Source organism: Sphingomonas epibiotica (genome assembly GCF_039615155.1).
Classification (GTDB): Bacteria; Pseudomonadota; Alphaproteobacteria; order Sphingomonadales; family Sphingomonadaceae; genus Sphingomonas.
Window position 1 is genome coordinate 613,496 of the sequence record NZ_JBDGHY010000001.1, and the last position, 26,371, is coordinate 639,866.

A 26,371-nucleotide genomic window follows, 5' to 3' on the forward strand; every position below is an offset into this window, starting at 1 on the left:
CTGCGCGAAACCTCTTATCTTTTTCTTCTTTGCGCCTTCGCGCCTTCGCGTGAAGCAGCACGTCGCCCGGCATCGATACCGGGCGGCGTGCTGCCGACAGGATCAGCGCGCCAGTGCGGCGACGCCGGGCAGTTCCTTGCCTTCCATCCATTCGAGGAAGGCACCGCCGGCGGTCGAGATAAAGCTGAACTGGTCGGCGACGCCGGCTTGGTTTAGCGCCGCGACGGTATCGCCGCCGCCGGCGACCGATACCAGCGATCCGTCGGCGGTCAGTGCCGCCGCGGTCCGGGCGAGCGCGACGGTGGCGACGTCGAAGGGCGAGGTTTCGAACGCGCCCATCGGGCCGTTCCACACCAGAGTCCGGCAGTTCTTGAGCACATCGCCCAGCGCCTCGGTCGCGGCGGGGCCGACGTCGAGGATCATTTCGTCGGCGGCGACTTCGTGGACGTTGACGGTGCGGGTCGCCGGGTTCGGCTTGAACTCGGTCGCGACCACGACGTCGTAGGGCAGATGGATGGTGCAGCCGGCCTTTTCCGCCGCCGCGAAGATTTCGTCCGCCGTGCCGGTCAGTTCATGCTCGCACAGCGACTTGCCGACATTGACGCCGCGCGCGGCGAGGAAGGTGTTGGCCATGCCGCCGCCGATGATGAGGTGATCGACCTGCCCGACCAGATGCTTCAGCACGTCGAGCTTCGACGACACCTTCGCCCCGCCGACGACCGCCGCCACCGGATGCTGCGGGTTGCCGAGCGCCTTGTCGAGCGCGTCGAGTTCGGCCTCCATCTGCCGACCGGCAAAAGCGGGCAGCTTGTGCGCCAGCCCCTCGGTCGAGGCATGGGCACGATGCGCGGCGGAGAAGGCATCATTGACATAATAGTCGCCGAGCGCGGCCATGGTTTCAACGAGTTGCGGGTCGTTCTTTTCTTCACCTGCGAAAAACCGCGTGTTTTCCAGCACGGCGATATCGCCCGGCTGCATCATCCGCACCGTTTCGGCAGCGCCGGTCCAGTCGACGAACCGGACTTCGCGGCCGAGCACGTCCGATAGCGGCTTGGTGACCGGGGCCAGCGACATGGTCGGGTTCGGTTGCCCCTTCGGACGGCCGAAATGGGCGAGGATCAGGACGATCGCGCCGCGATCGGAAAGGTCGGTGACGGTGCCGATCGTCGCGCGCAGGCGGGTGTCGTCAGTGACGGCGCCATCGGCCATCGGCACGTTCAAGTCCTCGCGGACCAGCACGCGCTTGCCAGTGAGGTCGCCCATGTCGTCGAGCGTCTTGAAATTACGGCTCATTCTCTGTCTCCTTCGCCGTTCATGCTGAGTAGAGACTGAGCGAAGGCGAAGGCTCGTATCGAAGCATCGATCCTTCGATACGCCGCTTCGACAAGCTCAGCGGCTACTCAGGATGCACGACCGGTGTTTCAATTTGGATGGTATCGCCGACGCTGATCTGGCCGCCCTTGATCACCCGCGCCAGCGCGCCGCCGCGCCAGTCGGGGATCAGCGCGCCGCGCAGCCCCTCAACGATGGTTTCCATGCGGCTGCACGGATCGCATTCCTTGGTGATTTCGAGCAGCACCGGCCCGACGCGGACAAGGGCGCCACGCGTTTGCGGCAGGTCGAAATCCTCGACCAGCAGGTTCGCGCGACGTTCCCACCATGGCAGGTCGTGACCGACCTCGCGCATCGCCTGCGCCCAGTCGCCGACTTCCATCAGCGACACCTGCCGGTTGTTGCGGCCGGGTTTGAGCGCGCCGCGGAAATCGCCGTCGAGGCCGGTTTCGACGGTGACGCGCACCGTCTGCACCAGCTCGATCGGCCCGCGCGAAAAGGCGTGGCGGGCGATGCCCTTCAGGATACCGCCCGCCATCGGGTCAGCCCAGCTTCGCCATCGCGGTCGCGGTGTCGACCATGCGGTTCGAGAAACCCCATTCGTTATCGTACCACGACACGACGCGGACCAGCTTGCCGTCGAGCACGGCGGTCTCGAGGCTGTCGACGGTCGACGAAGCGGGGGTGTGAACGATGTCGATCGAGACCAGCGGGTCTTCCGAATAGACCAGCACGCCCTTCAGCGGGCCCGATTCCGACGCCGCCTTCAGGATCGAGTTCACCTCGTCCTTGGTCGTGTCGCGCTTGGGCGTGAAGGTCAGGTCGACGAGGCTGCCGTCCGGCACGGGGACGCGGACCGCCGAACCGTCGAGCTTGCCCTTCAGTTCGGGCAGCACTTCACCGACCGCGCGGGCGGCGCCGGTGGTGGTCGGGATCATCGACATGGCAGCGGCACGGGCGCGGCGCAGATCGGGGTGGATCTGGTCAAGGATCTTCTGGTCGTTGGTATAGGCGTGGATCGTGGTCATCAGGCCGCGTTCGATGCCGATCGAATCGTTCAGCACCTTGGCGACGGGTGCCAGGCAGTTGGTGGTGCACGACGCGTTCGACACGATCGTGTGACCGGCCTCCAGCTTGTCATGGTTGACGCCGTAGACGACGGTCAGGTCGACATTCTTGCCGGGCGCCGAGATCAGCACGCGCTTGGCACCGGCATCGATATGCTTCTGGCACGAGGTACGATCGGTGAAGAAGCCGGTGCATTCGAGGACCAGCTCGACGCCCAGTTCCTTGTGCGGCAGGTTCGCCGGATCGCGCTCGGCGGTAACGCGGATGCGCTTGCCGTCGATGACCAGATCGTCACCCTCGGCCGACACGTCGCCCGGATATTTGCCATGGACCGAGTCGCGGCTGAACAGCCATGCGTTCGACTTGGCATCGGCGAGGTCGTTGATCGTGACCAGTTCGAGGCCGCTGTCGGGCCGTTCGAGGATCGCGCGCGCCACCAGGCGCCCGATGCGCCCGAAACCGTTGATCGCTACTTTCGTCATATCCGCGTCTCCCTCAATGTCCGAGCCGCGCCAGCACCTTCGCGGTGATGGCATCGGTGGTCAGGCCGAAATATTCGTAGAGCTTGTCGGCTGGGGCGGAGGCCCCGAACCGGTCGATGCCGAAGCGCAGGCCGTCGACCATCGTATAGCGTTCCCAGCCGATCGTGGTCCCGGCCTCGATCGAGACGCGCAGGATTTCGTCAGGGCGGGCGTGCGGCAGGACGTCCTCGCGATAGGCGGCGTCCTGCGCATCGAAGCGCGACCAGCATGGCATCGATACGACATCGGCGCCGATCCCCTGCCCCTCCAGCTTGGCGGCGACGCCGAGTGCGATCTCGACCTCCGAGCCGGTGGCGAGAAGGATGACGCGGCGGTCGGCCTCAGCACCCTTCAGGCGATAAGCACCCTTGGCGCTGCGGTTCTCGCTGGCGTCGGTGCGGACCTGCGGCAGGTTCTGCCGCGACAACGCGAGTAGCGACGGACCGTCGCGACGCTGCACCGCCAGTTCCCAGCATTCCGCCGTCTCGACCGCATCGGCGGGACGATAGACGTCGAGGCCGGGGATCAGCCGCAGGCTCATCACATGCTCGATCGGCTGATGGGTCGGGCCGTCCTCGCCCAGACCGATCGAGTCATGCGTCATGACATAGACGACGCCGGCATTCTGCAGCGCCGACAGGCGGATCGCCGGACGGGCATAGTCGGCGAACACGAGGAAGGTACCGCCATAGGCCAGCACGCCGCCGTGCAGCGCCATGCCGTTCATCGCCGCCGACATGCCGAATTCGCGGATGCCGTAATGGATGTAGCGGCCCGAATAGTCGTCGGCGGTCAGCGCGACCTGCGCCTTGGTCTGGGTGTTGTTCGACGGGGTCAGATCGGCCGAGCCGCCGATCGTTTCGGGCAGCGAGGCGTTGATCGCTTCGAGCGCCAGCGACGATGCGACGCGCGTCGCGATCTTCTTCGGCTCGGCGAGCAGCGAGTCGATATGGGCCTTGAGCGACCAACCTTCGGGTAGCTTGTTGGCCATGCGGCGTTCGAATTCGGCGCGGTCGGCATGGGCCGACAGGCGATCCTGCCATTCGACGCGAACCGCACCGCCCTTCGCTCCGACGGCCTTCCACGCATCGGTCAATGCTTCGGGCAGGTGGAAGGCGTCATGTTCCCACAGCAAGGCGGCGCGGGTGGCGAGGATTTCCTCGGCGCCGAGCGGCGAGCCATGGACCTTGTGGCTACCGCCCTTGTTCGGCGCGCCCTTGCCGATGACGGTGCGGCAGCGCACCAGCGACGGACGCGGGTCGGCGGCGGCTTCGGCGAGCGCACGGTCGATATCGGCGAAGTCGTGGCCGTCGCAGGCAACGACGTGCCAACCGGTCGCGGCATAGCGGGCGGCGACGTCCTCGCTGGTCGACAGGTCGGTCGACCCGTCGATGGTGATGCGGTTATCGTCCCACAGCACGTTCAGGCGGCCGAGCTTCAGATGCCCGGCAAGGCCGATCGCTTCGTGGTTGATCCCTTCCATCAGGCAGCCGTCGCCGGCGATCACCCAGGTGCGGTGATCGACCAGATCGTCGCCGAACACGGTGTTGAGGTGCCGTTCGGCCGTCGCCATGCCGACCGCCATCGCAAGACCCTGCCCCAGCGGGCCGGTGGTGCATTCGATGCCGGGCAGCTCGAAATTCTCCGGATGGCCGGCGCACGGGCTGCCCAGCTTGCGGAAGGCGGCGATGTCGTCGATCGTCGGGCGGGCATAGCCAGTCAGATGGAGCAGCGAATAGATCAGCATCGATCCATGCCCCGCCGACAGCACGAAGCGATCGCGATCGGCCCAGTTCGGGTCGGTCGGATCGAATTTCAGATAGTTCGACCACAGGACGGTGGCGACATCGGCCATGCCCATCGGCATGCCCGGATGACCGGAATTAGCGGCCTCGACCGCGTCCATCGACAAAACGCGGATGGCGTTGGCGAGTTCGAGCTGGGATATGGTCACGCGCACTCCTGTTGGGCGCCAGAGTCCTAAGGTTCGCGCGAGCCTTTGGAACCGTCGCGCGCCGCAGTCAACCGCCCAGACGAAGGGTTGTTTAACATGTATAGCAAGCGTAGATTTATCCGATGAACGACGCCCCCCATGCCGACGCCATCGCCCGGATCGAACGTGCGCTGGTGCGGATCGAACGCGCGGCGCAATCCCGGGCGTTCGAGAATCATACGCTGGCCACCCGTCATGCCGCACTGCGTTCGCGGATCGGCGATGCGATCGGCGCGCTGGATTCAGTGATCGCGCGCGAAGCGGATGCCGACTGATGGGACAGATTGCGCTGAGCGTCGCCGGACGCGAATATCAGGTCGGTTGCCGCGATGGCGAGGAGCCCAAGCTGCGCGCGCTGGGGGCGATGCTCGAACGCCATGCCGCCGCCGCACAGCGCGCGGCGGGCGGATCGGCCGAACGCACGCTGCTATACATCGCCTTGATGGTCGCCGACGAACTGGCCGAACGCGAGGAAAATCCAGCGGCCGGGCTATCGGTGGCGGTGCTGACGCAAATTGCCGAGCGGCTGGAAACGGTTGCAGCGACCCTTGAGGAAGTGCCGCAGGATCGCTAAATAGTAGGCGGCGGGAACTGCCCGGTGCGAGCCATGCATAATCCCTGAGGCTATTTCTTCATCCATGGGGGTTGTCCCTGCGCAGATCCTGGTCTGACGTACATGATCCCCACCTGACGTACCGTGCGTCAGTGGATAACGCGGCAAACGGCCCATGGTGGTCCCGCCACCCCATGTTTCGCGTATGACGGTCGACAAGCCCGCGCTGCGTAGTGAATTGCGCCGCTTGCGGCGGAGCTTCGTTGCGCATGATCGGCCACCGCTGATGCCGCCGGGGCTGTTCCTGAACGCCCTGCGCCAGGGGATGATCGTCGCCAGCTATGTCCCGGTCGGTAGCGAGGCCGATCCGTCCCGTTTCGAGGCGGCGGCAATCCGTGTCGGAGCGATGCTCGCCTGGCCGGTGGTCGTCGACCGCGAATCACCCATCCAGTTCCACATCGCACCGGGCGGGCAGATGGTCGAAGGTCCGTTCGGGCTGCGACAACCGGCGGGCGATAGCGCGCCGGTCGTGCCCGACATCATCCTGACGCCGTTGCTGGGGTTCGATTCGCGTTGCAACCGACTGGGTCAGGGTGCAGGCCATTACGATCGCGCCTTTGCCACATGGCCGGAAGCGCTGCGCATCGGTATCGCCTGGTCGGTGCAGCAGGTCGACGAACTGCCATGCGATCCTTGGGACATGCCGCTCGACGCGATTGTCACCGAAACCGAACTGATTCTACCGGGAGCCGCCGAATGAACGAACCGACATGGCGCAAGCCGGCGGGGGTGCTGGCGATCCTGGCGCTGCTGACCCTGTGGGCGATCGGGGTGGCGATGCTGTCGGGCGTGGTCGGCGGCTGGCATTGGCTGTTGCAGCTCGGCTTCTACCTGATCGCCGGGATCGCCTGGCTATGGGTGCTGCCGATGCGGGCGATGTTGCGGTGGATGGAGACCGGTCGCTGGCGGTAGCGCCATCGCTTCGCAAGCGATGGCGCGAGTGACGGGGCTCGAACCCGCGACCTCCGGCGTGACAGGCCGGCGCTCTAACCAACTGAGCTACACCCGCTCTCTAGCGAGGAGGCGGCGTGTAGGGTAGCGAATCGTCGCTGTAAAGCGGGTATTTGGCCGCGACCGGATTTTGTGGTCAGTGGGCGAAGGTCGCGCTCACGCGGACGCCCAGGACCAGTGCATCGTCGAGCGTCGGATCGAGGCCGGGATCGAGCACATATTGGGCATGCGGCTGCACGCCCAGCCAATCGGTGACCGCGAAACGATGGGTCAGTTCGATCGTGGTCTCCGCGTCGGGAGCCTCGCCGAAGCGGGCAGATGCCAGTTCACGGCTGGCGCTGCCCGCCCCCGCCCATGCAATGGCGATGCCGCTATCATCCGCAGGGCGGCCGCCGATGAGGCCGTGACCGACGATGCCACCCGAAACGAAGCGATCGAAGATGTTGGCCCGGCCACTCGCCGACCCCAAGCGGACAAAGGCACGTACGCCGCGATCGCGGTCGCCGATCAACTGCGCCTCGCCGCGCAAATAGACGCCGTTGCTGGCGACCTGGCGCTCCGTGGTGGCGCCGATGCCCGCATCGAACCGATCGTCGATCCGCGCGGTATATCCCCATGCGCCGGCGAGCAGGCGTAGATTGCCGAGTTCGACATCGCCCTCCCCGATCAGCAGCGCGCCGTCGCCGCTGTGCAACCCGACGTTCAGGCGGCGCGGAAAGGCCGGGTCGTTCGGCACGCCATCCGCCACCGCCGCGCGCATCGTCAGCGCCTGACCGATCTTCACCTGTCCACGCACCGCAAGTCCGGTGCTGGGAAAAGTCGACGGGCCATTCCGCCCGCTCGTGCCGAGGTCGCTACCCATGCCGAAGGCGCTGTTGACGAACAGCAGCGAGGTTTCGAGCGCGTCGAATTAGCTGTTGATATCGTACAGCCCTGCCTTGGCCGACCAGCGGTCGTCCGGGCCGCGATGTTCGACCCATGCCTCCAGTACCCGCAGGAGCGGCATGCCCGTTTCGATACTCGACACGACCTGCGCGTCGCCGACGACGTTCCCGCTGAAGCTGGCGCCGTTGTTGTAGAAGCCATGGACCAGCGCGGTGGTGCGCTGCAGCCCGACCAGTTGTTCGAGATCGGCAGTCGCGATGGCACTGGCATTGTGAATCCAGCGACTGCCCCGAGATGCCCCGCCCGCGACGGAGGTCAAAAGGTCTCCGGTATAGGCGAGCTGGACCAACAACGGATCGTTGCGTTCGACGGTCGGCGGTTCGATATCGCCCGGTGCGCGTTCGACGCTGGGCGCGGCAACCTGGGCATGCGCGGCGGGGATGGAGAGGCAAAACAACCCCAGCAACCACCGCGCTAGGCGCTTCCTTCCTGCCCTACCTTGCCGTCCGATCATCATACCCCGCCGATTCGATGACGGCATCATGAAGGGACCGGCGCGAAAAAACTGCCGATCGACCAGCATGGTTCGGCGCGATGTGCCGTATCCGTCGAAGATATCTGGAAAATAACGCCGTGATGGCAAGGCGCCCGGCGCATCCGACGATGCGCCATGGCGCGAGTGACGGGGCTCGAACCCGCGACCTCCGGCGTGACAGGCCGGCGCTCTAACCAACTGAGCTACACCCGCTCTCTAGCGAGGAGGCGGCCTTTACGGAGCGGTGCCGGGGCTGTCAACGCCTGCATTGCCATTTGGCGCATTTCGTTGCGCGGGCGGCACGTCCTGCACGAGCGTGCCATGTTCGAACAGGAAGCCGGCGATGTCGGGTTTGCCGGCGCCTTTCAGCACCGTCTGGATAATGATGAGCAGCGGCACCGCCAGCAGCGCGCCGGGCGTGCCCCAGACCCATCCCCAGAAGCTGAGCGTTATCAGGATCATAAGCGGGTTGATCGTCAGCCGATGCCCGACGACGAGCGGGGTGATGACGTTCGCTTCGACCAGATGCGCGCCGATCATGATCGCGGCGGGAAGCAGCGCCCACCAGATATCGGTGAAGGTCATCAACCCGCCGACCGCGAGGAGCAGCGCGGCGAAGATCGGGCCGAGATAGGGCACATAGTTGAGCAGCGCGACGATTCCGCCCCACATCAGCGGCGTCGGCATGCCGACATACCATAGCGCCAGCGCGACGATGACGCCGAGCATCAGGTTGATGAAGGTGATGGTGCCGAGATAGGCGGAGGTATCGTCGACGACGTTCTGGATGACGCGCGCGGTCGCCATCGCGCCGCCAAAGCTGCTGCGCCCGGTGATCGCGGCGCGACGCAGGTCGGTCCAGCCGGCGAGAAAGAAATAGATGACGAGGATCGCGAAAAACATCTCCAGCAAGGCCGAGGGGGCCGAGGTGGTGACGACGTCGAGCAGCGATTGCGGCGGTGCGACGCTGCTGGTCGTCTGCCGCGCCGGCGCGCTGGCGACGTTCGTTATCAGGCCGTTCACGAACTTTTCAAGGCTGGCGTAGAAGTCGATCAGCGGCGCGACATTTTCCTGCACCCGATCGATGCGATCGGGCAGGATCGCTGCCCATCCCCATGCCGGCACGACGATCGATGCCAGCGCGCCATTGGCGACGATCAGGAACAGCAGCACGCAGAACAGCGCGGCAAGCGGCGCCGGCACCCGGTGGCGCTCCTGCCACTCCAGCAGCGGCACGAGCGCAATGGCGATGACGATTGCGGCGGTCAGCGGCAAAAAGAAGCGCGCCCCAGCCTGCAAGGCGAATGGCAGGGCAAGCACAAGACCGACCCCCGCGATCAGCGTCAGCGCAGCCAGCAACCGGTCACGGCGCAGTTCCTCGGTCGGAGCATCGACGACGGCGTCGACCGGATCGGACGGCGGCGTCGCGGCGGTGCCGGTCGCGCCGGCGCGATCGACGCCCGTGGATTCTTCGAACGATTCTGCCATGTGCCCTACCCCCCTGCACCGTCGCGTGCCGTACCGGTGACAACGACCGACGCATCCGCCCTAAACGCGCGACGCGCCAAATTGCGCCATGATGATGTCACGGATATGGGCAGCGCCCCGGCATGGCGCCGGCAGGGAGCAGCGATGATCGATCAGGACCGGATGACCGCGCGCGCGCTGCGTCCAATCGCGGCCGATCTCGACCGGTTGTCGGCGATCGATCGGCGGCGGCGGCTGGTCCCGATCGTGGGCCGGGACTTTTCGTCGAACGATTATCTGGGGCTGAGCGGATCGCCGCGACTGCGCGAGGCGGTGGCCGATGCGATCGCACGCGGCGTGCCGGTCGGATCGGGCGGATCGCGGCTGCTGCGCGGCAATCATGCCGAACATGAAGCGCTGGAGCGCGAGGCGGCGACGTTTTTCGGCAGCGAGGCGGCCTTGTGGTTCGGTAGCGGATTCGCCGCCAACGCGGCGCTACTTGCTACCTTGCCGCAGCGGGGCGACCTGATCGTTCATGATGAACTGATCCATGCCAGTGCGCATGAAGGGATTCGGTTGGCGCGGGCGCCTTCGGTGGCGGCGGGGCATAACGACCCGCAGGCGATCGAGGATGCGATTGCGCGTTGGCGGCGCGAGGGCGGGACCGGATCGCCGTGGATCGCGGTCGAGAGCCTGTACAGCATGGATGGCGACCGAGCGCCACTCGCCGAGCTGATCGCGGTCGCCGATCGGAACGACGCGATGCTGTTGATCGACGAAGCGCATGCGACCGGGGTCTTCGGGCCGGACGGACGTGGGCTGGCGGCGGCGTATGACGGGCGGCCGAATGTCGTGACGCTGCGAACCTGCGGCAAGGCGCTGGGCAGCGAGGGCGCGCTGGTGTGCGGGCCGGCACTGGTGTGCGATTTCCTTGTCAACCGGGCGCGCGGCTTCATCTTTTCGACGGCGCCCTCGCCCATCATGGCAGCAGCGGTGCGGGCAGGCTTGCGCGTGTTGCAGGACGAACCGGCGTGGAGGGCGCGGCTGACGGCACTGGGCGATCACGCCGGCAAGAGACTGGGGCGGGTCGGCGCGACGGTCAGCGGGTCGCAGATCCTGCCGCTGATCGTCGGCGACGATGGAAGGGCGATGGCGCTGGCGGCGGCGGTGCAGGCGGCGGGGTTCGACGTGCGGGGCATTCGACCGCCGACGGTGCCCGCCGGTACCGCGCGGCTGCGTATCTCGCTGACGCTGAACGTCGACGAAGCAGCGATCGACGGGTTGGCTGACATACTGGAGCAATTGCAGTGAACGTGATCGTCGTTACCGGGACCGATACCGATGTCGGCAAGACGGTGTTCGCCGCCGCGCTGACCGGGGCGCTGGGGGCATGCTATTGGAAACCGGTGCAGGCCGGAACCGATGACGGCACGGATCGCCAGCGTGTCGCGCGGCTGGCGGGCATCGCGCCCGAGCGAATCCTGCCCGAAGCATATGCGCTGGCCACCCCCTGTTCGCCGCACCGCGCGGCGGAAATCGACGGGGTGATGATCGATCTCGACCGGCTGGTCTTGCCGCAGGTCGAGGGACGGTTGGTGGTCGAGGGTGCGGGTGGCGTGCTGGTGCCGATCGTCGGGCAGACGACCTTCGGCGATCTGTTCGCGCGATGGCAGCGGCCCGTGGTGCTGGTCGCGCGCACGGCGCTCGGCACGATCAACCACAGCCTGTTGTCGATCGAGGCGCTGCGCGCGCGCGGCGTGCCGTTGCTGGGCGTCGCCTTCATCGGCGACAGCGTTCCCGACAGTGAGGATACGATCGTCCGGCTGGGCAATACCCGGCGCCTGGGTCGCCTGCCCCGGCTCGAAACGCTCGACCCGGCGACACTGGCGGAGGCGTTCGCCACCCATTTCGATCTGGAGGATTTTCGGTGAGTTCGTCGCCCGTCTGGCACCCCTTCACCCAGCATGGCCTGCAGGAGCCGATCCCGCAAATCGTGCGCGGCGACGGGGCGGCGCTGTGGACGGCGGACGGGCGGCGGATCATCGATGCGATTTCGTCATGGTGGGTGACGACGCACGGCCACAATCATCCGCGCATTACGGCCGCCATCGCCGAACAGGCCGGGCGGCTCGATCAGATCATTTTCGCGGGATACACGCACGAACCGGCGGAGACACTGGCGGCAGGGCTGCGCGCGATGCTGCCCGATGCGTTGACCCGCGTGTTCTTTTCCGATTCGGGTTCGACGAGCGTCGAGGTCGCACTCAAGATGGCGCTCGGATATTGGCGCAACCGGGGCGAGGATCGGCACCGCATCCTCGTGCTCGACCATGGCTATCATGGCGACACGATCGGGGCGATGTCGGTCGGGGCGCGGGGAGTGTTCAACCAGGCCTATGCCCCGCTGCTGTTCGACGTCGGGTCGATCCCCTTTCCCGATGCCGGACGGGAACAGGCGACGTTCGACGCGCTGGCGGCGGCGTGCGCAGCCGGCGCGGCGGCGTTCATCGTCGAGCCGCTGGTGCTGGGCGCAGGCGGGATGCGCATGTATTCGCCGGCGACACTCGCCGAAATGTACCGTATCTGTGCGACTTATGGCGTATTGTTCATCGCCGATGAGGTGATGACCGGCTGGGGCCGCACAGGCACGCTGACCGCTTGCGAACAGGCGGGGGTGGTCCCCGATCTGTTGTGCCTGTCGAAGGGGCTGACTGGTGGTGCGATGCCGTTGGCGGTGACAATGGCGAGCGAGGCGATCTATCAGGCGCATTACGGACCGGACCGGGCGACGATGTTCTTTCATTCGTCGAGCTACACCGCCAACCCGATCGCCTGTGCCGCCGCCAATGCCAATCTGGCGATCTGGCGCGACGAGCCGGTAGGGGAACGGATCGCGTCGCTGGCGGCCCGACAGGCGGAGCGGCTGGCGATGCTGGCAGGCCATCCCCGCGTCGCCAATGCTCGCCAACTGGGTACGATCGCGGCGTTCGAACTGGACGGCGACGAAGGATATCTCTCCGACCGCGCGCCGCAATTGCTGGCGCGGTTTCGCGAGAATGGACTGTTGCTACGGCCGCTCGGGTCGACGCTCTATGTCATGCCGCCCTATTGCATCGATGACGCCGATCTCGACGCGGTCTATGCGGCGCTTGGCGAAGCGTGCGACGACGCCTGATCGATCGCGGCGGTCATCATCGACAGCCCCTGTTCGAGCGCGGCGATACGGACCGCGCCGCGACCAATATCGCCAAAATGGCATTCGCGGGTCGTTTCAGGTCCGTCGCGCACGGCACAGGCGAAATGGACGAGGCCAGCTTCGTCACCCGGCGCCCCTGCCCCGGCAAAACCGGTCACCGACAACGCGATATCGGCGTCCGACCCGCGCAGCGCGCCGCGCGCCATGGCAAGCGCGACGTCGCGGCTGACCGCGCCGCAATCATCGAGCATTTCGCGCTCGACGCCGAGCAGTTCGCACTTCGCCTTTTCGCTATAAACGACGAAGCCACGGTCGAAAGCATGCGACGCGCCCTCGACATCGGTCAGCAGCGCGGCGAGCATGCCACCGGTGCAGCTTTCGGCCGTGGCGAGCGTGAGATCGGCCTTGCACGCGGCTTCGAGCAGATCGGCGGCGGCGCGTTCGATATGTTCAGGAAGGACGGGGGATAGCGTCTCGGTCATTTCGCCGCGTTCTTTCGCCGGGTTTCCCACCCTTTCTTCGCAGCGGCGGAGCGGTCGGTCGCCGGCCGGTCGGCAGCGGCACGGCCGCCGCGACGCGCGGAACCGTCGCTGTCGGGCTTGCCGCGGCCCGAGCCGGATTTGTTGCCGCCGCCCGAATCCTTGTTCACCGTCGCCCAGGCACGGCGCTCGGCTTCTGCTTCGGGAACGCCGCGTTCCTCATAGCCTTGCTCGATATGTTCGGCCTTGCGCTTCTGCTTGGTGGTATAACTGCTCTTGTCGCCGCGCGGCATGACGGGTTCCTCTCGCTCTACGAAAGGATGAACTCTCAACGACTTGGCGCGGTTTCAGCCGCCGAGGATCGAAGTGTATAACGCATGATAGCGTTCGGCCATCACCTCGACCGAGAAACGGTCGGCAACGCGTGCGCGACAGGCGGCGCGGTCGATCTCCCCTACCCGGTCGATCGCGGCGATAGCTTGGTCGAGATTGTCGACCAAGAAGCCGTTGACGCCGTCCTCGATCAATTCGGGCATCGATCCGCGGTTATAGGCGATGACCGGCGTGCCGCAGGCCATCGCCTCGACGACCGACAGGCCGAAGGGTTCGTCAAAACCGATCAGATGCAGGAGCGCTCGGGCGCCGCCCAGCAGATCGGTGCGCGCCTTGCCGCCGACCGCGCCGTGATAAACGATCTGTTCGCCATCGATATGCGGTTCGACCTGTTCGCGCCAATAGCGGTCGTCTTGGACGATGCCAGCCATGTGCAGTCGGCGGTCGCTAGCCTGGGCCGCCGTGACCGCTTCCGCCGCGCCCTTGTCGGGATGCATCCGGCCGAAGAAGAGCAGGTCTTCGCTCCCGGTCGGGTCGAAGGGAAAGTCGCCGAGCGGGATGCCGTGATGGATCGTCGCAGCATAGCGTAGCGACGGGTGCCGGTCGGCATCGCTGATCGCGACATAGTGCACCCGGCCCTGATAGGGCGCGTACATCGGCAAGATGCGGTCGGAGGAAAAGCCGTGTATGGTGGTGACCATCGGCGTGTCGACCAGCCCCGAAAAGGCATGCGCCGGGAAGTCAGCCTGATTGTGGATCAGGTCGAACTCACCGGCGCGTTCGAAGACATGGGCGAGATGGGCGAACTCCCACACCTTCGCATCGATCGACGGGTCTTCGCTATAGGGTGCGGGCACGACGCCCGCGAGCGTTCCCGATGTCCGGCTGTCGAGCGTGGCGAACAGCGTTACGTCCAGTCCGCGCGCGACCAGCGCCTCGGTCAAGAGGCTGGTGACCAGTTCCCACGGGCCGTAATGCCGCGGTGGCGTGCGCCACGCGATGGGGGCGAGCATGGCGATGCGCATCAGTCGACTTTCAGGATCAGGGCTTCGTCGGGGCGAAGGGTGGCGGCGGTCGCGGTGTCGTGCGTCGACAGCAGGACCGTGCCGGGTTCGAGATCGATCGCGGCGGACGCATGGCCGAGGTTGAGCGCGATGCGGTAGCGATCGGTGCCGTCGCTGCGGACATAGGTGAGGACGTCGCCCTCGGCACGGACGTCACCGATCGTGCCGGTGGCCAGTGCCGGGGTTGCGCGGCGCAGAGCCAGCAGGCGACGGTATAGGGTCAGCATCGATTGCGGGTCGTCAGACTGCGCCGAGACGTTCAGCGGCAGGTGCGCCGGATCGATCGGCAGCCATGGCTCGCCGGTGGTGAAGCCGTCCTCCCCGGTCCATGGCAGCGGCGTACGGACCGGATCGCGCCCGAGACCGAGGCCCGGCTCGCGCAGTTCGCGGGGGTCCTGCACCTTATCGGCAGGCACCTGCGCATCGGGCAACCCAAGTTCGTCGCCCTGATACAGGGTCGGCGTACCACGCAACGTCAGCAATAGTATCGCCGCCACGCGAGCTTGCGCTGCACCGACGCGGGTGGCGATGCGCGGGCGGTCGTGATTGCCGAGCACCCAGTTGGGCCAGCCGTCTGCCGGCAGTGCCGCTTCATATTCGGTGATGCGGTCGGCCAGTTCGGCAGCGTTCCAGCCGGCTTCGATCAATTGGAAGTTGAAGGGCAGATGGACTTCAGGCGCGTCGGCCGACCCGTAGTAGGTCATCAGCTTGGGCACGGGCAGATAGATTTCACCGACCAGGACCGCGTTGTAGCGATCGGCCAGTTCACGCATGTCGGCGGCGATGGCATGAACTTCGGGCTGATCGGTCGAGTTCAGCTGGAGGACGCGGTGCATATCGCCCATGCCGTCGCAATAGTCGGGGTTGAGGGGATTGTCGGGGAAGTCGGCATGCTTTACCATGTGCCACAGCACGTCGATACGGAACCCGTCGACGCCGCGGTCGAACCAGAAGCGCATCGCATCCAGCATCGCCGCGCGCACGTCCGGATTGCGCCAATTCAGGTCGGGCTGTTCGGGCAGGAAGGCGCGCGAGTAATATTGGCCGGTCGCGACATCGAGCGTCCAGGCCGGACCACCGAAATCGCTGATCCAGTTGTTGGGCGGGCCGCCATCGGGAGCGGGATCGTGCCAGATATACCAGTCGCGCTTGGGATTGTCGCGCGACGACCGGCTTTCGACGAACCAGGGATGCTGGTCGGAACTGTGGTTCGGCACGAAATCGAGCAGGACGCGCAGACCCAACCCATGCGCCTTGGCCAGCAGCGCGTCGAAGTCGGCAAGCGTGCCGAAGCGCGGGTCGATGCCGGTATAGTCGGCGACGTCATAGCCGAAATCCGCCATGGGCGACGGGAAGATCGGCGAGATCCACAGCGCATCGACGCCCAGCGTCACCAGATGGTCGAGCCGATCGGCGATACCGCGCAAGTCGCCGATCCCGTCGCCGTCGCTGTCGGCGAAGGACCGAGGGTAGATCTGGTAGATGGTGGCGGCCTGCCACCATGGTTGCGCGGATGAAACGATCACCCGCGGACAAGCCGCCAGCGGGCAAAACGTTCCCTTATTCGAACTCCATGATGACCGCATCGACGGCAAGGCTGTCACCGGGGGCATGGGCGATGCGGGCGACGGTGCCGGGACGTTCGGCGCGCAGGATATTTTCCATCTTCATCGCCTCGACCACCGCGAGCGGCTGTCCGGCCTCGACGCGCTGTCCTTCGGCGACCTCGACGCGGGTCAACAGGCCGGGCATCGGGCAGAGCAGGAAGCGCGACAGGTCGGGCGGGACTTTGTCGAGCATGTGCCGGGTCAGCGCGGCGACATGCGGCGGCAGAACACGGAGCGTATGAGTGGCGCCACGCGTCGTCAACTTCCAACCGCCGTTGGTGCGGGCGATGCGGGCGGTCAGTTCCTCGCCGTCGATACGCGCGGTCACGACCCGTTGCGAAGGGCGCCAATGCATGACGACGTCGAGCGGGGCGGCGTCATCGATGTTGACCAGTAATCCGCCTTCATAGCCGTCGACACAGATGTCGTAGCGATGATCGCCGGTGGTCACGATGCGCTGGGTCGACGGATATAGACGGTTGCCAAGTTGCCCGTCGATCGAGCTCGCCCGGTGCGTCTGTTCGACGTCGGCGACGACCGCGATCGCCGCCAGCTTGCGGAGCAGCGCTTCGTCGGCGGGGGCTCCGTGGAAACCCTCGGGATATTCCTCGGCGATGAAGCCGGTGGTCAGCGCCCCTGCGCGGAAGCGGGGGTGCTGCATGATCGCCGAGAGGAAGTCGATATTGTTGCCGACCCCGGCCAGTTCGAACCGATCGAGCGCGGCGACCTGCGCATCGATCGCGGCTTCGCGGGTCGGTGCCCAAGTGACGAGCTTGGCGATCATCGGGTCGTAGAACATGCTGACCTCGCCGCCCTCGACGACGCCGTCGTCGACGCGGGTGCGTGGCGCCGCGGTATCAAGTGACGTTGTTTGCCGAAGCCCCCCTCCATCATGCTTCGCATGGTCCCCCTCCCCGTTCCGGGGAGGATTATAGCGCACTAACCTACCCGTACTGGGCAGGAAGCCGCGATAGGGGTCTTCGGCATAGACGCGGTTTTCGATCGCCCAGCCGGTCAGCTTCACCTCATCCTGCATAAAGGCGAGCGGTTCGCCCGCCGCGACGCGCAGCATCTGTTCGACCAGATCAAGGCCGGTAATTTCCTCAGTCACCGGATGCTCGACCTGCAGCCGGGTGTTCATTTCGAGGAAGTAGAAGCTTTCACCGGTCGTATCGGCGCCGGAAACGATCAGTTCGACGGTGCCCGCCGAATAATAGCCGACCGCACGCGCCAGTGCGACCGCCTGTTCGCCCATCGCCTTGCGCATCGCGGGCGTGACGAAGGGCGACGGCGCTTCCTCGACGACCTTCTGGTGGCGGCGCTGGATCGAGCATTCGCGCTCGCCGAGATAGACGATGTTGCCATGCTGGTCGCCCAGCACCTGGATTTCGATGTGGCGCGGGCTTTCGATGAATTTCTCGATGAAGACGCGGTCGTCGCCGAAACTGGCCAGCCCTTCGCGCTTGGTCGCCTCGAACCCTTCGCGGACGTCCTGTTCGGACCAGGCGAGGCGCATCCCCTTGCCGCCGCCGCCGGCCGATGCCTTCATCATCACCGGATAGCCAATGTCGGTGGCGATGCGGACCGCCTGCTCGGTATCGACGATCTCGCCAAGGAAACCCGGGACGACGTTGACGCCGGCGGCCTGTGCCAGCTTCTTCGATTCAATCTTGTCGCCCATCGCTGCGATCGCGTTCGGCGGCGGGCCGACAAAGGCGATGCCGGCATCGGCACAGGCGCGGGCAAAGCTTTCGCGTTCCGACAGGAAGCCGTAGCCCGGATGGATACAGTCCGCACCGGTCGCCCTGGCAGCGGCGAGGATCAGTTCGGGGACGAGATAGCTTTGCGCGGCGGGCGCCGGCCCGAGCCGCACGCTCTCATCCGCCATCATCACATGCGGCGCCCGCGCATCGGCGTCGGAATAGACCGCGACCGTGGCGATGCCCATCCGCTTGGCGGTGCGCATCACGCGACAGGCAATCTCACCCCGGTTCGCGACCAAAATCTTCTTGAACAAATCGCTCTCCTAATCCGCCCTGTTTTTACAGGGTCAGCAGCATGACGCCTTTCGCATCGGTTCCTCGGCGACCATCGGCGTCATCCCGAGTTTCGCTAGCAGTGCCGCATCGGCATCGTCGCCGGCATTGCCCGCCGTCAGCAGGCGGTCGCCGGTGAAGATCGAATTGGCGCCGGCCATAAAGGATAAGGCCTGCGTCGCATCCGACATACTTTCGCGACCTGCCGACAGCCGGACCATGCTGAGCGGCATGGTGATGCGCGCGACGGCCACAGTGCGGACGAACTCGATATCATCTAGTTTTGCGAGCGGCGTGTCGGCCAGCATGTTGCCGAGCACGGTGCCCTTGACCGGGACCAGCGCGTTGACCGGCACGCTTTCGGGATGGCGCGGCAGGGTGGCAAGCGCATGGACGAAGCCGACGCGATCGGCGCGGGTCTCGCCCATGCCGACGATCCCGCCGCAGCAGACGTTGATCCCCGCCTCGCGCACATGCGCCAGCGTGTCGAGCCGATCGTCGAACGTTCGCGTGGTGATGACGTTGGCATAGTTTTCGGGGGAGGTGTCGATATTGTGGTTGTAATAATCGAGGCCCGCCTGACCCAGCCGCTTTGCCTGATCGGGGGAGAGCATGCCCAACGTCATGCAGGTTTCCATGCCCATCGCGGCCACGCCCTCGACCATCGCCACGATCTTGTCCATGTCGCGGTCCTTGGGGTTGCGCCATGCCGCCCCCATGCAGAAACGCTGCGATCCCGCGGCCTTGGCCTCCGCCGCGCTGGCAAGGACGGCGTCGACGTCCATCAGCTTTTCGGCCTTGAGCTGGGTGTCGGCGCTGGCCGATTGCGAGCAATAGCCGCAGTCCTCCGGGCAGCCGCCGGTCTTGATCGACAGCAAGGTGCAGAGCTGGACCTGACCGACCGCGTGATGGGTACGGTGGACGGTCTGGGCACGGAACATCAGTTCGTCGAAGGGCAGGTCGAAGAGGTCGGCGATTTCCGCGCGGGTCCAATCGGTACGGACACCAGTTTCCGGCGCGGCGATTCGAGCTTCAACGGGCACAATCACATTCATTCGACAGTTTCTCCAACCGGCGGGAGGTTGTGGCCGAGCAGTTTCAGCACCTCCGCCGCTGCATGGACCAGATTGGTGCCCGGTCCGAAAATCGCCGCCACCCCGGCCTCGCGGAGCAGCGCATAATCCTGTGGCGGGATAACCCCGCCAGCGATGACGCGGATATCGGCGCGACCCGCCGCCGCCAAGCGCTCGATCAGTTCGGGAATCAATGTGTTGTGCCCAGCGGCCAGGCTGGAGGCACCGACGACGTCGACCGCTTCCGCGATCGCCAGATCGGCGGTTTCCTGCGGCGTCTGGAACAACGGACCCGACACGATGTCGAAGCCGAGATCGGCAAAGGCGCTGGCAACGACGTTGGCGCCGCGATCATGGCCGTCCTGTCCCATCTTGGCGACCAGCATCCGGGGCTTGCGCCCCAGCCGCCGTTCGACCGCCGCAACGCCTTCGCCGGCACGCAGCCAGCCGCTGTCATCGGCATGGGCCGGACCGTAAATGCCCTTGACCGGCGTGACCGACACGGCATGGCGACCGAAGGCGACCTCCATCGCCGCCGACATTTCGCCGAGCGTCGCCCGCGCCCGGGCAGCCGCTACGCACAGGGCGAGCAGGTTGGCATCGCCCGCCGCCCCGTCGCGGAGCGCACCGAGTGCCGCCTGCGTCGCGACCTCATCGCGGTTCGCACGGACATGCTCGATCCGGCGGATTTGGTCGGCGCGGACCTTGGCGTTGTCGATCGAAAGGATGTCGATCGGCGTCTCTTCCGCCAGCCGATATTTGTTCACGCCGACGATCACGTCCTCGGCGCGATCGACGCGCGCCTGCCGTGCGGCGGCGGCACGCTCGATATGTTCCTTGGGAATGCCCTGATTGACGGCGTCGATCATGCCGCCCGCCGCCTCAACCTCCTCGATCAGCGCCCACGCCTTGTCGGCCAGTTCCTTCGTCAGCGCCTCGACATAATAGCTGCCGCCCAGCGGATCGACGACATGGGTCATGCCCGTCTCTTCCTGAAGGATCAGCTGCGTATTGCGCGCGATCCGGGCGGAGAAGTCGGTCGGCAGCGCGACCGCTTCGTCGAGCGAGTTGGTATGGAGCGACTGGGTGCCGCCGAAGGTCGCGGCCATCGCCTCGACGGTGGTGCGGATGACGTTGTTGTAGGGGTCCTGTTCGGTCAGCGACACGCCGCTCGTCTGGCAATGGGTGCGCAGCATCTGGCTACGCGTATTGCCACCGAAATCGGCGATGATCCGGCTCCACAGGGTGCGCGCGGCGCGCAGCTTGGCGATCTCCATGAAGAAGTTCATGCCAATGCCGAAGAAGAAGGACAGCCGCCCGGCGAACGCGTCGATATCCAGCCCGCGCTCCAGTGCCGCGCGGACATAGGCCATGCCGTCGGCCAAAGTGAAGGCAAGTTCCTGCACCGCCGTCGCCCCGGCCTCGTGCATGTGATAGCCGCTGATCGAGATGCTGTTGAAACGCGGCATGTGCTCGGCGGTATAGGCGATGATGTCCGACACGATCCGCATCGATGGCTCGGGCGGATAGATATACGTGTTGCGGACCATGAACTCCTTGAGAATGTCGTTCTGGATCGTGCCCGCCAGCTTCTCCGGGCCGACGCCCTGCTCCTCCGCCGCGACGATGTAGAAGGCGAGGCACGGCAGGACCGCACCGTTCATCGTCATGCTGACCGACATGGTGTCGAGCGGGATGCCGTCGAACAGGATCTTCATGTCGTCGATCGTGTCGATCGCGACCCCGGCCTTGCCCACGTCCCCCGCCACGCGCGGATGATCGCTGTCATATCCGCGATGGGTGGCGAGATCGAAGGCGACCGACAGCCCCTTCTGCCCCGCCGCGAGGTTGCGGCGGTAGAAGGCGTTCGATTCCTCGGCGGTCGAGAAGCCGGCATATTGGCGGATGGTCCAGGGCCGGCCCGCATACATCGACGCCTTCACCCCGCGGGTGAACGGGGCGAAGCCGGGCAGGCCGGGATCGGGCGCGTCGGCGGCGGTGTAGAGCGGCTTGACCGCGATTCCTTCCGGCGTGTGCCAGGTGAGGTCGGCATCCTTCACCTCACGCGCGGCGAGCTTCTGCCAGTCTTCGATCGTCGGGCCGGTCATTCGTGCTTCCCTAGCGCCCGGCGGGGGGACAAGTCGAGGTCGGTCATGTCAGCGCCCTTCGAACCGGGGAGTGCGTTTGGCGAGGAAGGCGGCGGTGCCTTCGCGGGCGTCGGCGCTGGCGGCGGCGCTGCGCTGTGCCTCCGCCTCGCGGACCATCGCCACGGGATAGTCGTGATCGAGGGCGTAGGTGAGGTTGCGGCGGGTCAGGCCGAGCGCGACCGTCGGCCCTGCCGCCAGCCGCCGGGCGAGCGCCAGCGCTTCGTCGTCGAGCGCATCGGCGGCGACCACCGCATGGATCATGCCCCAATCGAGCGCGGTCGCGGCGGGTACGCGCTCGCCGAGTAGCATCATCCGCGCCGCCCGCGCCCGCCCGATCAGGCGCGGCAGCATCCAGCTTGCCCCGCCATCGGGCACGAGGCCGATATTGACGAAGGCCTGCAGGAAATAGGCGTCATCGGATGCGACGCAGAAATCGGCAGCGAGCGCGAGGCTGCACCCGATGCCGGCCGCCGCGCCGCGCACGGCGCTGACGATCGGGACCGGCAGGTCGGCGATCGCCTGCAGACAGGGATTGTAATGATGGATCAGCGAATGGTGGGTCGCAGCGGGTGCGTCACCGGCGGCCTGCACCGCCGCAACGTCCGCGCCGGAGCAGAAAGCGCGCCCTTCGCCGGTCAACAGCACCGCACGCGCGCCGCCGAGATCCGCCAGCGCATCGCGGATCGCATCGAACATCGCCGGCGGGGCGGCGTTCAGCCGCTCGGGCCGGTCGAGGGTGATGCGCAGCACGTCCCCATCGCGCGCCACCCGGATATCGCCTGCCATCGAATCGCTCTCCCGTATCTTTTGATACGGTTTTGCGGAAAGCCCGCGGCGATTGCCAGCGCAAACGAACCGTGGCGGGGTGCCCCCCGCCACGAACCGCTTACCAGAAGATGTCGTATTCGACGTCGACGACCTGACCCGAGCGGATGTCGACCAGCAGCGCGTCGTTGTAATAGCGAACCCAGCGATACGGTCCCCAAGCCTCGGGCAGGCGATAATAGAAGGGATCGTTGATCCAGTAGTTCGACCCGAACAGGAACGAATTCAGCCGGACGCCGACGCCGAAGCGGCGATAGCCATAGCCCCAACCCTGCGGCGCATAATAGCGCGGCAGGCGGTACAGGCTGCGGTTGCGTTCGCGATAACGGTTCCAGTCGTACCGGTCGTCGCGCCGCCAGCCGCGATCCCATTGGCCGTTATTGCCCCAGCGGTCGCGTTCCCAATTGCCGCGGTCCCAGCCGTTGCGGTTCCAGTCGCGGTCGCGCCCAGCCCAGCCATCACCATTCCACTGGTCGCGGCGAAGCTGTTCGCGCCGCCATTGCTCGCGCCGATCGCGATCCTGCACACCGCGACCGTCGCGACGCGGCCAATCGCGACGCAGCGCCTCACGGTCGATCTGGCCCTGCACGTCACGCGGCGGATCGCGGCGTTCGAAGCGGTCGGGCATGTCGGGCTGGGGCGGACGCTGCCAGCCACGATCGGGCTGGCCCGGCTGCGGCGCGCGCTGCCAGCCGCGATCCTCGCGCTCTTCGCGTTGGCCCCGCTGCCACTGACCGCGCAACGTGTCGCGATCGATCTGTCCCTGCGCATCGCGCGGCGGGTCGCGCCGTTCGAAGCCAGGACCACGGTCGGGCCGATCGCCGCGCGGTTCGAAGCCGGGCGACTCGCGACGCTGTTCGGGGCGCGGCGCGGGTGCCTCAACGCGAATATCGTTGCGGAATTCGGCGCGTGCCGCGGGCGTTTCGCCACCCGGCGAACGCTCGATCCGCTCGCGCATGCGGGGCCCCCGCCCCTCACGCTCGGGCTGCGCCATCGCCGCACTCGGGACCAGGGCGGTCACGCTCAGCAACGCCAGCAGGAAACGGTTCTTCATCTCGGCTTCCCTTCACCGCCGGATGTCGCCGGCTTCGATGATGCCGGCATAGGACCGGTGCGATCAACCGTGGCTGAATGGCGATGACAGCCGATTGAAAGAAATGGCCGCTATGGTTTGGGCGGGGTTAGTGCGGGCGTTTCGCGTGCCGCTTCGGCAGGGTCGATTCCAGGCTGCGGCGGGGGTGCGAGGGTCGCATCGCCGCGTGCGGCGGCAGCCGCCTGCCGCACCGCATCGATGAGCCGGGGATAGATGCCGCAACGACACAAATTGGTCAGCGCCGCCGCGATCGTCGTCTCGTCCGGATCGCGGTTCGCGCGCAGCAGCGCGGCGGTCGTCATGACGAAGCCGGGAATGCAATAACCGCATTGCACGACCTGCGCCGCAAGGAACGCCGCCTGGACCGGATGGCTGCGGTCGCGGGCCAGCCCCTCGATCGTGGTGACGAACGTGCCCTCGATACTCCCGATCGTGACCTGGCAGGACTTGACCGCGCGCCCGTCGATATCGACGGTACAGGCACCGCAATGCCCCGAGCCGCAGCCATATTTGGTGCCGGTCAGGTTGGACACGTCGCGCAGCGCCCACAGCAGCGGCGTTTCGGGGTCGAGCCGATATTCCTGCGGCAGATTGTTGACGGTGAACCGGGTCATGGCGTCGGCCTTGTAGGAAGGATCGTGCGTCCGCGCCAACCCCATGGATCGGGAAACCGGTCGTTTCCCCGTGCGATCTTGTCGGCCTGTCCGAGCGGGGCGATGTTTTCCCCCATGACCTTACCAACCCTGTTCGTGCCGCATGGCGGCGGCCCCTGCTTCTTCCTGCACCCCGGCGAAGCGCCGGACCCGATGTGGCGTCCCATGCAGGACTATCTTGCCGGGGTGATCGCGTCGCTGCCCGAACGGCCACGGGCGGTCCTGATGATCTCCGGCCATTGGGAGGCGCCGGTGCCGACTGTGCATGTCGGCGAGCGGCCCGAACTTCTGTTCGATTATTACGGCTTTCCCGAACATACCTATCACCTGCGCTGGGATGCGGCCGGCGCGCCAGACGTCGCGCGGCGGGCGGCGGGGTTGTTGCAGGCGGCGGGCTTCGCGACGGCGGAAGAGGAACGGCGCGGATGGGACCATGGCGTGTTCATTCCGATGATGGTCGCGGTGCCGGGGGCCGATATTCCACTGGCGCAGATGTCTCTCGACCGGTCGCTCGATCCGGCCGCGCATATCGCGATGGGACGAGCGCTGGCGCCGTTGCGCGACGAAGGGGTGTTGATCGTCGGGTCGGGGATGAGTTTTCATAATTTGCGGGCGCGCGGCCCATCGGTCACGCGGGTTGCCGACGAATGGGACCATGCGCTGACCGCGGCGGTGACCGATCCCGATCCGGCGCGGCGGGCGGCAAGGGTCGCCGACTGGGAACATCTGCCCCATGCCCGCTTCGCGCACCCCGAGGCGGAGCATCTCCTGCCGCTGATGGTGGCGCTGGGGGCGGGCGGCAACGGGCCGGCGGTCTGCGACTATCGCGACACGGTGATGGGCTGGGTCGTTTCGGGCTATCGCTTCGGGTGACGCAAGAATGTTGCGCTTTGCCGCGTCCTGCTGGCACAAGGGCGGAAACGCCCATCAAGGGGCCAAGGAGAGACGATGCTCGAAGCACTCGAAGCGTTGGAACAGCGGCGTGCGGCAGCCCGCGCCGGCGGCGGTGAGAAACGCGTCGCCGCGCAACATGCCAAGGGCAAGCTGACCGCGCGCGAACGGCTGGACGTATTCCTCGACGAAGGGTCGTTCGAGGAACTCGACATGTATGTCGAACATAATTGCGTCGATTTCGGCATGCCGTCGCAGGTCGTCCCGGGCGACGGGGTGGTGACCGGGTCGGGCACGGTCAACGGCCGGCTGGTCTATGTGTTCAGCCAGGACTTCACCGTATTCGGCGGATCGCTGTCGGAACGCCATGCGCAGAAGATCTGCAAGATCATGGATATGGCGATGAAGGTCGGCGCGCCGGTCATCGGGCTGAACGATTCGGGTGGAGCGCGCATCCAGGAAGGCGTCGCGTCGCTCGGCGGCTATGCCGAGGTGTTCCAGCGCAACGTGCTGGCATCGGGCGTCGTGCCGCAGCTGTCGCTCATCATGGGGCCGTGCGCGGGCGGTGCGGTCTATTCGCCGGCTATGACCGACTTCATCTTCATGGTGAAGGATTCGAGCTACATGTTCGTGACCGGGCCGGACGTGGTGAAGACGGTGACGAACGAGGTGGTAACTCAGGAGGAATTGGGTGGTGCGATCACCCATACCACCAAGTCGTCGGTCGCCGATTGCGCGTTCGAGAATGATATCGAGGCGCTGCTGGCGGCACGCGATTTCGTCGATTTCCTGCCCGCCAACAATCGCAGCGGCGTGCCGGTCCGGCCGAGCGACGATCCATGGGACCGGATCGAACCCAGCCTCGACACGCTGATCCCGCCTAGCGCCAACCAGCCCTACGACATGCACGAACTGATCGTGCGGACGGTCGACGACGGCGAATTCTTCGAACTGCAGCCAGCACATGCCGGCAACATCATCATCGGCTTCGGACGGATCGAGGGTCGAACCGTCGGCATCGTCGCCAATCAGCCGATGGTGCTGGCCGGGTGCCTTGACATCAATTCGTCGAAGAAGGCTGCACGGTTCGTGCGCTTCTGCGACGCGTTCGACATCCCGATCGTGACCTTCGTCGACGTGCCGGGCTTCCTGCCGGGGGTCGGGCAGGAACATTCGGGGATCATCAAGCATGGCGCGAAGCTGCTGTTCGCCTATGCCGAGGCGACGGTGCCGAAGATTACGGTCATTACGCGCAAGGCGTATGGCGGTGCCTATGACGTGATGGCGTCAAAGCATCTGCGCGGCGACCTGAATTATGCGTGGCCGACCGCTGAAATCGCGGTCATGGGCGCGAAGGGTGCGGTCGAGATCATCTTCCGGTCGAAGGATCCGGAAGAGGTCGCCGCACGAACGGCGGAATATGAGGCACGCTTCGCCAACCCGTTCGTCGCGGCGAGCAAGGGGTTCATCGACGAAGTGATCCTGCCGCATTCCACCCGGCGGCGGGTGGCTCTGGGGTTGCGCAAGCTCCGGAACAAGAAGCTCGAAAACCCTTGGAAGAAGCATGACAATATTCCGCTGTAAGGTCCTCCCTACTTCGCAGGGAAGG

At 66.2% G+C, this 26,371-nt stretch carries 26 protein-coding genes and 2 tRNA genes; 9 read left to right on the forward strand and 19 right to left on the reverse strand.

The genetic code is table 11. The features are described 5' to 3' along the window. Positions 1 to 102: 102 nt before the first annotated feature. From AAIO73_RS02915 to tkt, 4 genes are all read right to left on the reverse strand, one after another. Complete coding sequence (locus AAIO73_RS02915; RefSeq protein ID WP_345876121.1) at positions 103 to 1,293, reverse strand: phosphoglycerate kinase; 1,191 nt, start codon at positions 1,291 to 1,293, stop codon at positions 103 to 105. Between the two features lie 103 nt (positions 1,294 to 1,396). After that, positions 1,397 to 1,870 carry an MOSC domain-containing protein gene (locus AAIO73_RS02920; protein WP_345876122.1) on the reverse strand — a complete coding sequence of 158 codons (474 nt, stop codon included), beginning with the start codon at positions 1,868 to 1,870 and terminating at the stop codon, positions 1,397 to 1,399. Positions 1,871 to 1,874: 4 nt separating this feature from the next. Further along, positions 1,875 to 2,882: a type I glyceraldehyde-3-phosphate dehydrogenase gene (gene gap / locus AAIO73_RS02925; protein ID WP_110152597.1), complete on the reverse strand. Its 1,008-nt coding sequence runs from the start codon at positions 2,880 to 2,882 to the stop codon at positions 1,875 to 1,877. 13 nt (positions 2,883 to 2,895) lie between these two features. Further along, positions 2,896 to 4,875: a transketolase gene (gene tkt / locus AAIO73_RS02930; protein ID WP_345876124.1), complete on the reverse strand. Its 1,980-nt coding sequence runs from the start codon at positions 4,873 to 4,875 to the stop codon at positions 2,896 to 2,898. A gap of 122 nt (positions 4,876 to 4,997) precedes the next feature. Here tkt and AAIO73_RS02935 point away from each other — a divergent pair, with 122 nt between their 5' ends. From AAIO73_RS02935 to AAIO73_RS02950, 4 genes are all read left to right on the forward strand, one after another. Next, on the forward strand, positions 4,998 to 5,189 hold the full coding sequence (locus AAIO73_RS02935; protein ID WP_345876125.1) for a hypothetical protein: 192 nt from the start codon (positions 4,998 to 5,000) through the stop codon (positions 5,187 to 5,189). Continuing rightward, a complete protein-coding gene (locus AAIO73_RS02940; RefSeq protein WP_345876126.1) occupies positions 5,189 to 5,488 on the forward strand; it encodes a cell division protein ZapA in 300 nt (99 codons plus the stop codon). The genes AAIO73_RS02935 and AAIO73_RS02940 overlap by 1 nt, the downstream gene beginning before the upstream one ends. Before the next feature lie 184 nt (positions 5,489 to 5,672). Beyond that, complete coding sequence (locus tag AAIO73_RS02945; protein ID WP_345876127.1) at positions 5,673 to 6,227, forward strand: 5-formyltetrahydrofolate cyclo-ligase; 555 nt, start codon at positions 5,673 to 5,675, stop codon at positions 6,225 to 6,227. After that, on the forward strand, positions 6,224 to 6,439 hold the full coding sequence (locus tag AAIO73_RS02950) for a DUF2842 domain-containing protein (protein WP_345876128.1): 216 nt from the start codon (positions 6,224 to 6,226) through the stop codon (positions 6,437 to 6,439). Before AAIO73_RS02945 ends, AAIO73_RS02950 begins: the two co-directional genes overlap by 4 nt. A 20-nt stretch (positions 6,440 to 6,459) precedes the next feature. On the opposite strand, the gene AAIO73_RS02955 is transcribed toward AAIO73_RS02950, so the two are convergent. The 5 genes from AAIO73_RS02955 to AAIO73_RS02975 all read right to left on the reverse strand — a co-directional run bounded on the left by AAIO73_RS02955 (position 6,460) and on the right by AAIO73_RS02975 (position 9,386). Then, a tRNA-Asp gene (locus AAIO73_RS02955) sits at positions 6,460 to 6,536 on the reverse strand. Between the two features lie 78 nt (positions 6,537 to 6,614). After that, a complete protein-coding gene (locus AAIO73_RS02960; RefSeq protein WP_345876337.1) occupies positions 6,615 to 7,367 on the reverse strand; it encodes a carbohydrate porin in 753 nt (250 codons plus the stop codon). Between the two features lie 21 nt (positions 7,368 to 7,388). Then, positions 7,389 to 7,829: a hypothetical protein gene (locus AAIO73_RS02965; RefSeq protein WP_345876129.1), complete on the reverse strand. Its 441-nt coding sequence runs from the start codon at positions 7,827 to 7,829 to the stop codon at positions 7,389 to 7,391. A gap of 205 nt (positions 7,830 to 8,034) precedes the next feature. Beyond that, positions 8,035 to 8,111, reverse strand: a tRNA-Asp gene (locus AAIO73_RS02970). A gap of 21 nt (positions 8,112 to 8,132) precedes the next feature. Then, positions 8,133 to 9,386: an AI-2E family transporter gene (locus AAIO73_RS02975; RefSeq protein ID WP_345876130.1), complete on the reverse strand. Its 1,254-nt coding sequence runs from the start codon at positions 9,384 to 9,386 to the stop codon at positions 8,133 to 8,135. Between the two features lie 144 nt (positions 9,387 to 9,530). Between AAIO73_RS02975 and bioF the strand changes: the two genes are divergently transcribed. Genes bioF through bioA form a run of 3 tightly spaced genes read left to right on the forward strand, consistent with a single transcriptional unit; the run spans position 9,531 to position 12,540 of the window. Continuing rightward, a complete protein-coding gene (bioF, locus tag AAIO73_RS02980) occupies positions 9,531 to 10,676 on the forward strand; it encodes an 8-amino-7-oxononanoate synthase (protein ID WP_526023748.1) in 1,146 nt (381 codons plus the stop codon). Next, positions 10,667 to 11,296 (forward strand): dethiobiotin synthase, encoded by a 630-nt coding sequence (gene bioD / locus AAIO73_RS02985; RefSeq protein ID WP_526023757.1) that lies wholly within the window; start codon positions 10,667 to 10,669, stop codon positions 11,294 to 11,296. The genes bioF and bioD overlap by 10 nt, the downstream gene beginning before the upstream one ends. Next, the gene (gene bioA / locus AAIO73_RS02990) at positions 11,293 to 12,540 is read left to right on the forward strand and encodes an adenosylmethionine--8-amino-7-oxononanoate transaminase (protein WP_345876133.1); all 1,248 of its coding nucleotides are present in this window, start codon (positions 11,293 to 11,295) and stop codon (positions 12,538 to 12,540) included. Before bioD ends, bioA begins: the two co-directional genes overlap by 4 nt. On the opposite strand, the gene AAIO73_RS02995 is transcribed toward bioA, so the two are convergent. From AAIO73_RS02995 to AAIO73_RS03040, 10 genes are all read right to left on the reverse strand, one after another. Next, complete coding sequence (locus AAIO73_RS02995; protein ID WP_345876134.1) at positions 12,504 to 13,043, reverse strand: CinA family protein; 540 nt, start codon at positions 13,041 to 13,043, stop codon at positions 12,504 to 12,506. The two genes, bioA and AAIO73_RS02995, sit on opposite strands and share 37 nt — an antisense overlap. Continuing rightward, the gene (locus tag AAIO73_RS03000) at positions 13,040 to 13,333 is read right to left on the reverse strand and encodes a plasmid stabilization protein (RefSeq protein WP_345876135.1); all 294 of its coding nucleotides are present in this window, start codon (positions 13,331 to 13,333) and stop codon (positions 13,040 to 13,042) included. The genes AAIO73_RS02995 and AAIO73_RS03000 overlap by 4 nt, the downstream gene beginning before the upstream one ends. A gap of 54 nt (positions 13,334 to 13,387) precedes the next feature. After that, positions 13,388 to 14,398, reverse strand: a complete 1,011-nt coding sequence (locus tag AAIO73_RS03005; protein ID WP_345876137.1) for a glycosyltransferase family 4 protein — start codon at positions 14,396 to 14,398, stop codon at positions 13,388 to 13,390. Next, a complete protein-coding gene (locus tag AAIO73_RS03010) occupies positions 14,398 to 15,960 on the reverse strand; it encodes an alpha-amylase family glycosyl hydrolase (RefSeq protein ID WP_526023758.1) in 1,563 nt (520 codons plus the stop codon). Before AAIO73_RS03010 ends, AAIO73_RS03005 begins: the two co-directional genes overlap by 1 nt. Before the next feature lie 37 nt (positions 15,961 to 15,997). Beyond that, entirely contained in the window at positions 15,998 to 18,061 is a 2,064-nt protein-coding gene (locus tag AAIO73_RS03015) for an ATP-binding protein (RefSeq protein ID WP_345876139.1), read from the reverse strand. Positions 18,062 to 18,094: 33 nt separating this feature from the next. Next, positions 18,095 to 19,123, reverse strand: coding sequence for a biotin synthase BioB (gene bioB / locus AAIO73_RS03020; protein ID WP_345876140.1), 1,029 nt, complete (start codon positions 19,121 to 19,123; stop codon positions 18,095 to 18,097). A gap of 8 nt (positions 19,124 to 19,131) precedes the next feature. Beyond that, positions 19,132 to 21,261: a methylmalonyl-CoA mutase gene (scpA, locus tag AAIO73_RS03025; RefSeq protein ID WP_345876141.1), complete on the reverse strand. Its 2,130-nt coding sequence runs from the start codon at positions 21,259 to 21,261 to the stop codon at positions 19,132 to 19,134. Positions 21,262 to 21,309: 48 nt separating this feature from the next. Further along, positions 21,310 to 22,086, reverse strand: a complete 777-nt coding sequence (locus AAIO73_RS03030; protein WP_345876142.1) for an enoyl-CoA hydratase-related protein — start codon at positions 22,084 to 22,086, stop codon at positions 21,310 to 21,312. 100 nt (positions 22,087 to 22,186) lie between these two features. Continuing rightward, the gene (locus tag AAIO73_RS03035; RefSeq protein WP_345876143.1) at positions 22,187 to 23,179 is read right to left on the reverse strand and encodes an RcnB family protein; all 993 of its coding nucleotides are present in this window, start codon (positions 23,177 to 23,179) and stop codon (positions 22,187 to 22,189) included. Between the two features lie 110 nt (positions 23,180 to 23,289). After that, a complete protein-coding gene (locus tag AAIO73_RS03040; RefSeq protein ID WP_345876145.1) occupies positions 23,290 to 23,832 on the reverse strand; it encodes a (2Fe-2S)-binding protein in 543 nt (180 codons plus the stop codon). A gap of 114 nt (positions 23,833 to 23,946) precedes the next feature. Between AAIO73_RS03040 and AAIO73_RS03045 the strand changes: the two genes are divergently transcribed. After that, complete coding sequence (locus tag AAIO73_RS03045; protein ID WP_345876146.1) at positions 23,947 to 24,744, forward strand: DODA-type extradiol aromatic ring-opening family dioxygenase; 798 nt, start codon at positions 23,947 to 23,949, stop codon at positions 24,742 to 24,744. Between the two features lie 75 nt (positions 24,745 to 24,819). Continuing rightward, positions 24,820 to 26,346 (forward strand): acyl-CoA carboxylase subunit beta, encoded by a 1,527-nt coding sequence (locus tag AAIO73_RS03050; RefSeq protein ID WP_345876147.1) that lies wholly within the window; start codon positions 24,820 to 24,822, stop codon positions 26,344 to 26,346. The last annotated feature ends 25 nt before the right edge of the window (positions 26,347 to 26,371 follow it).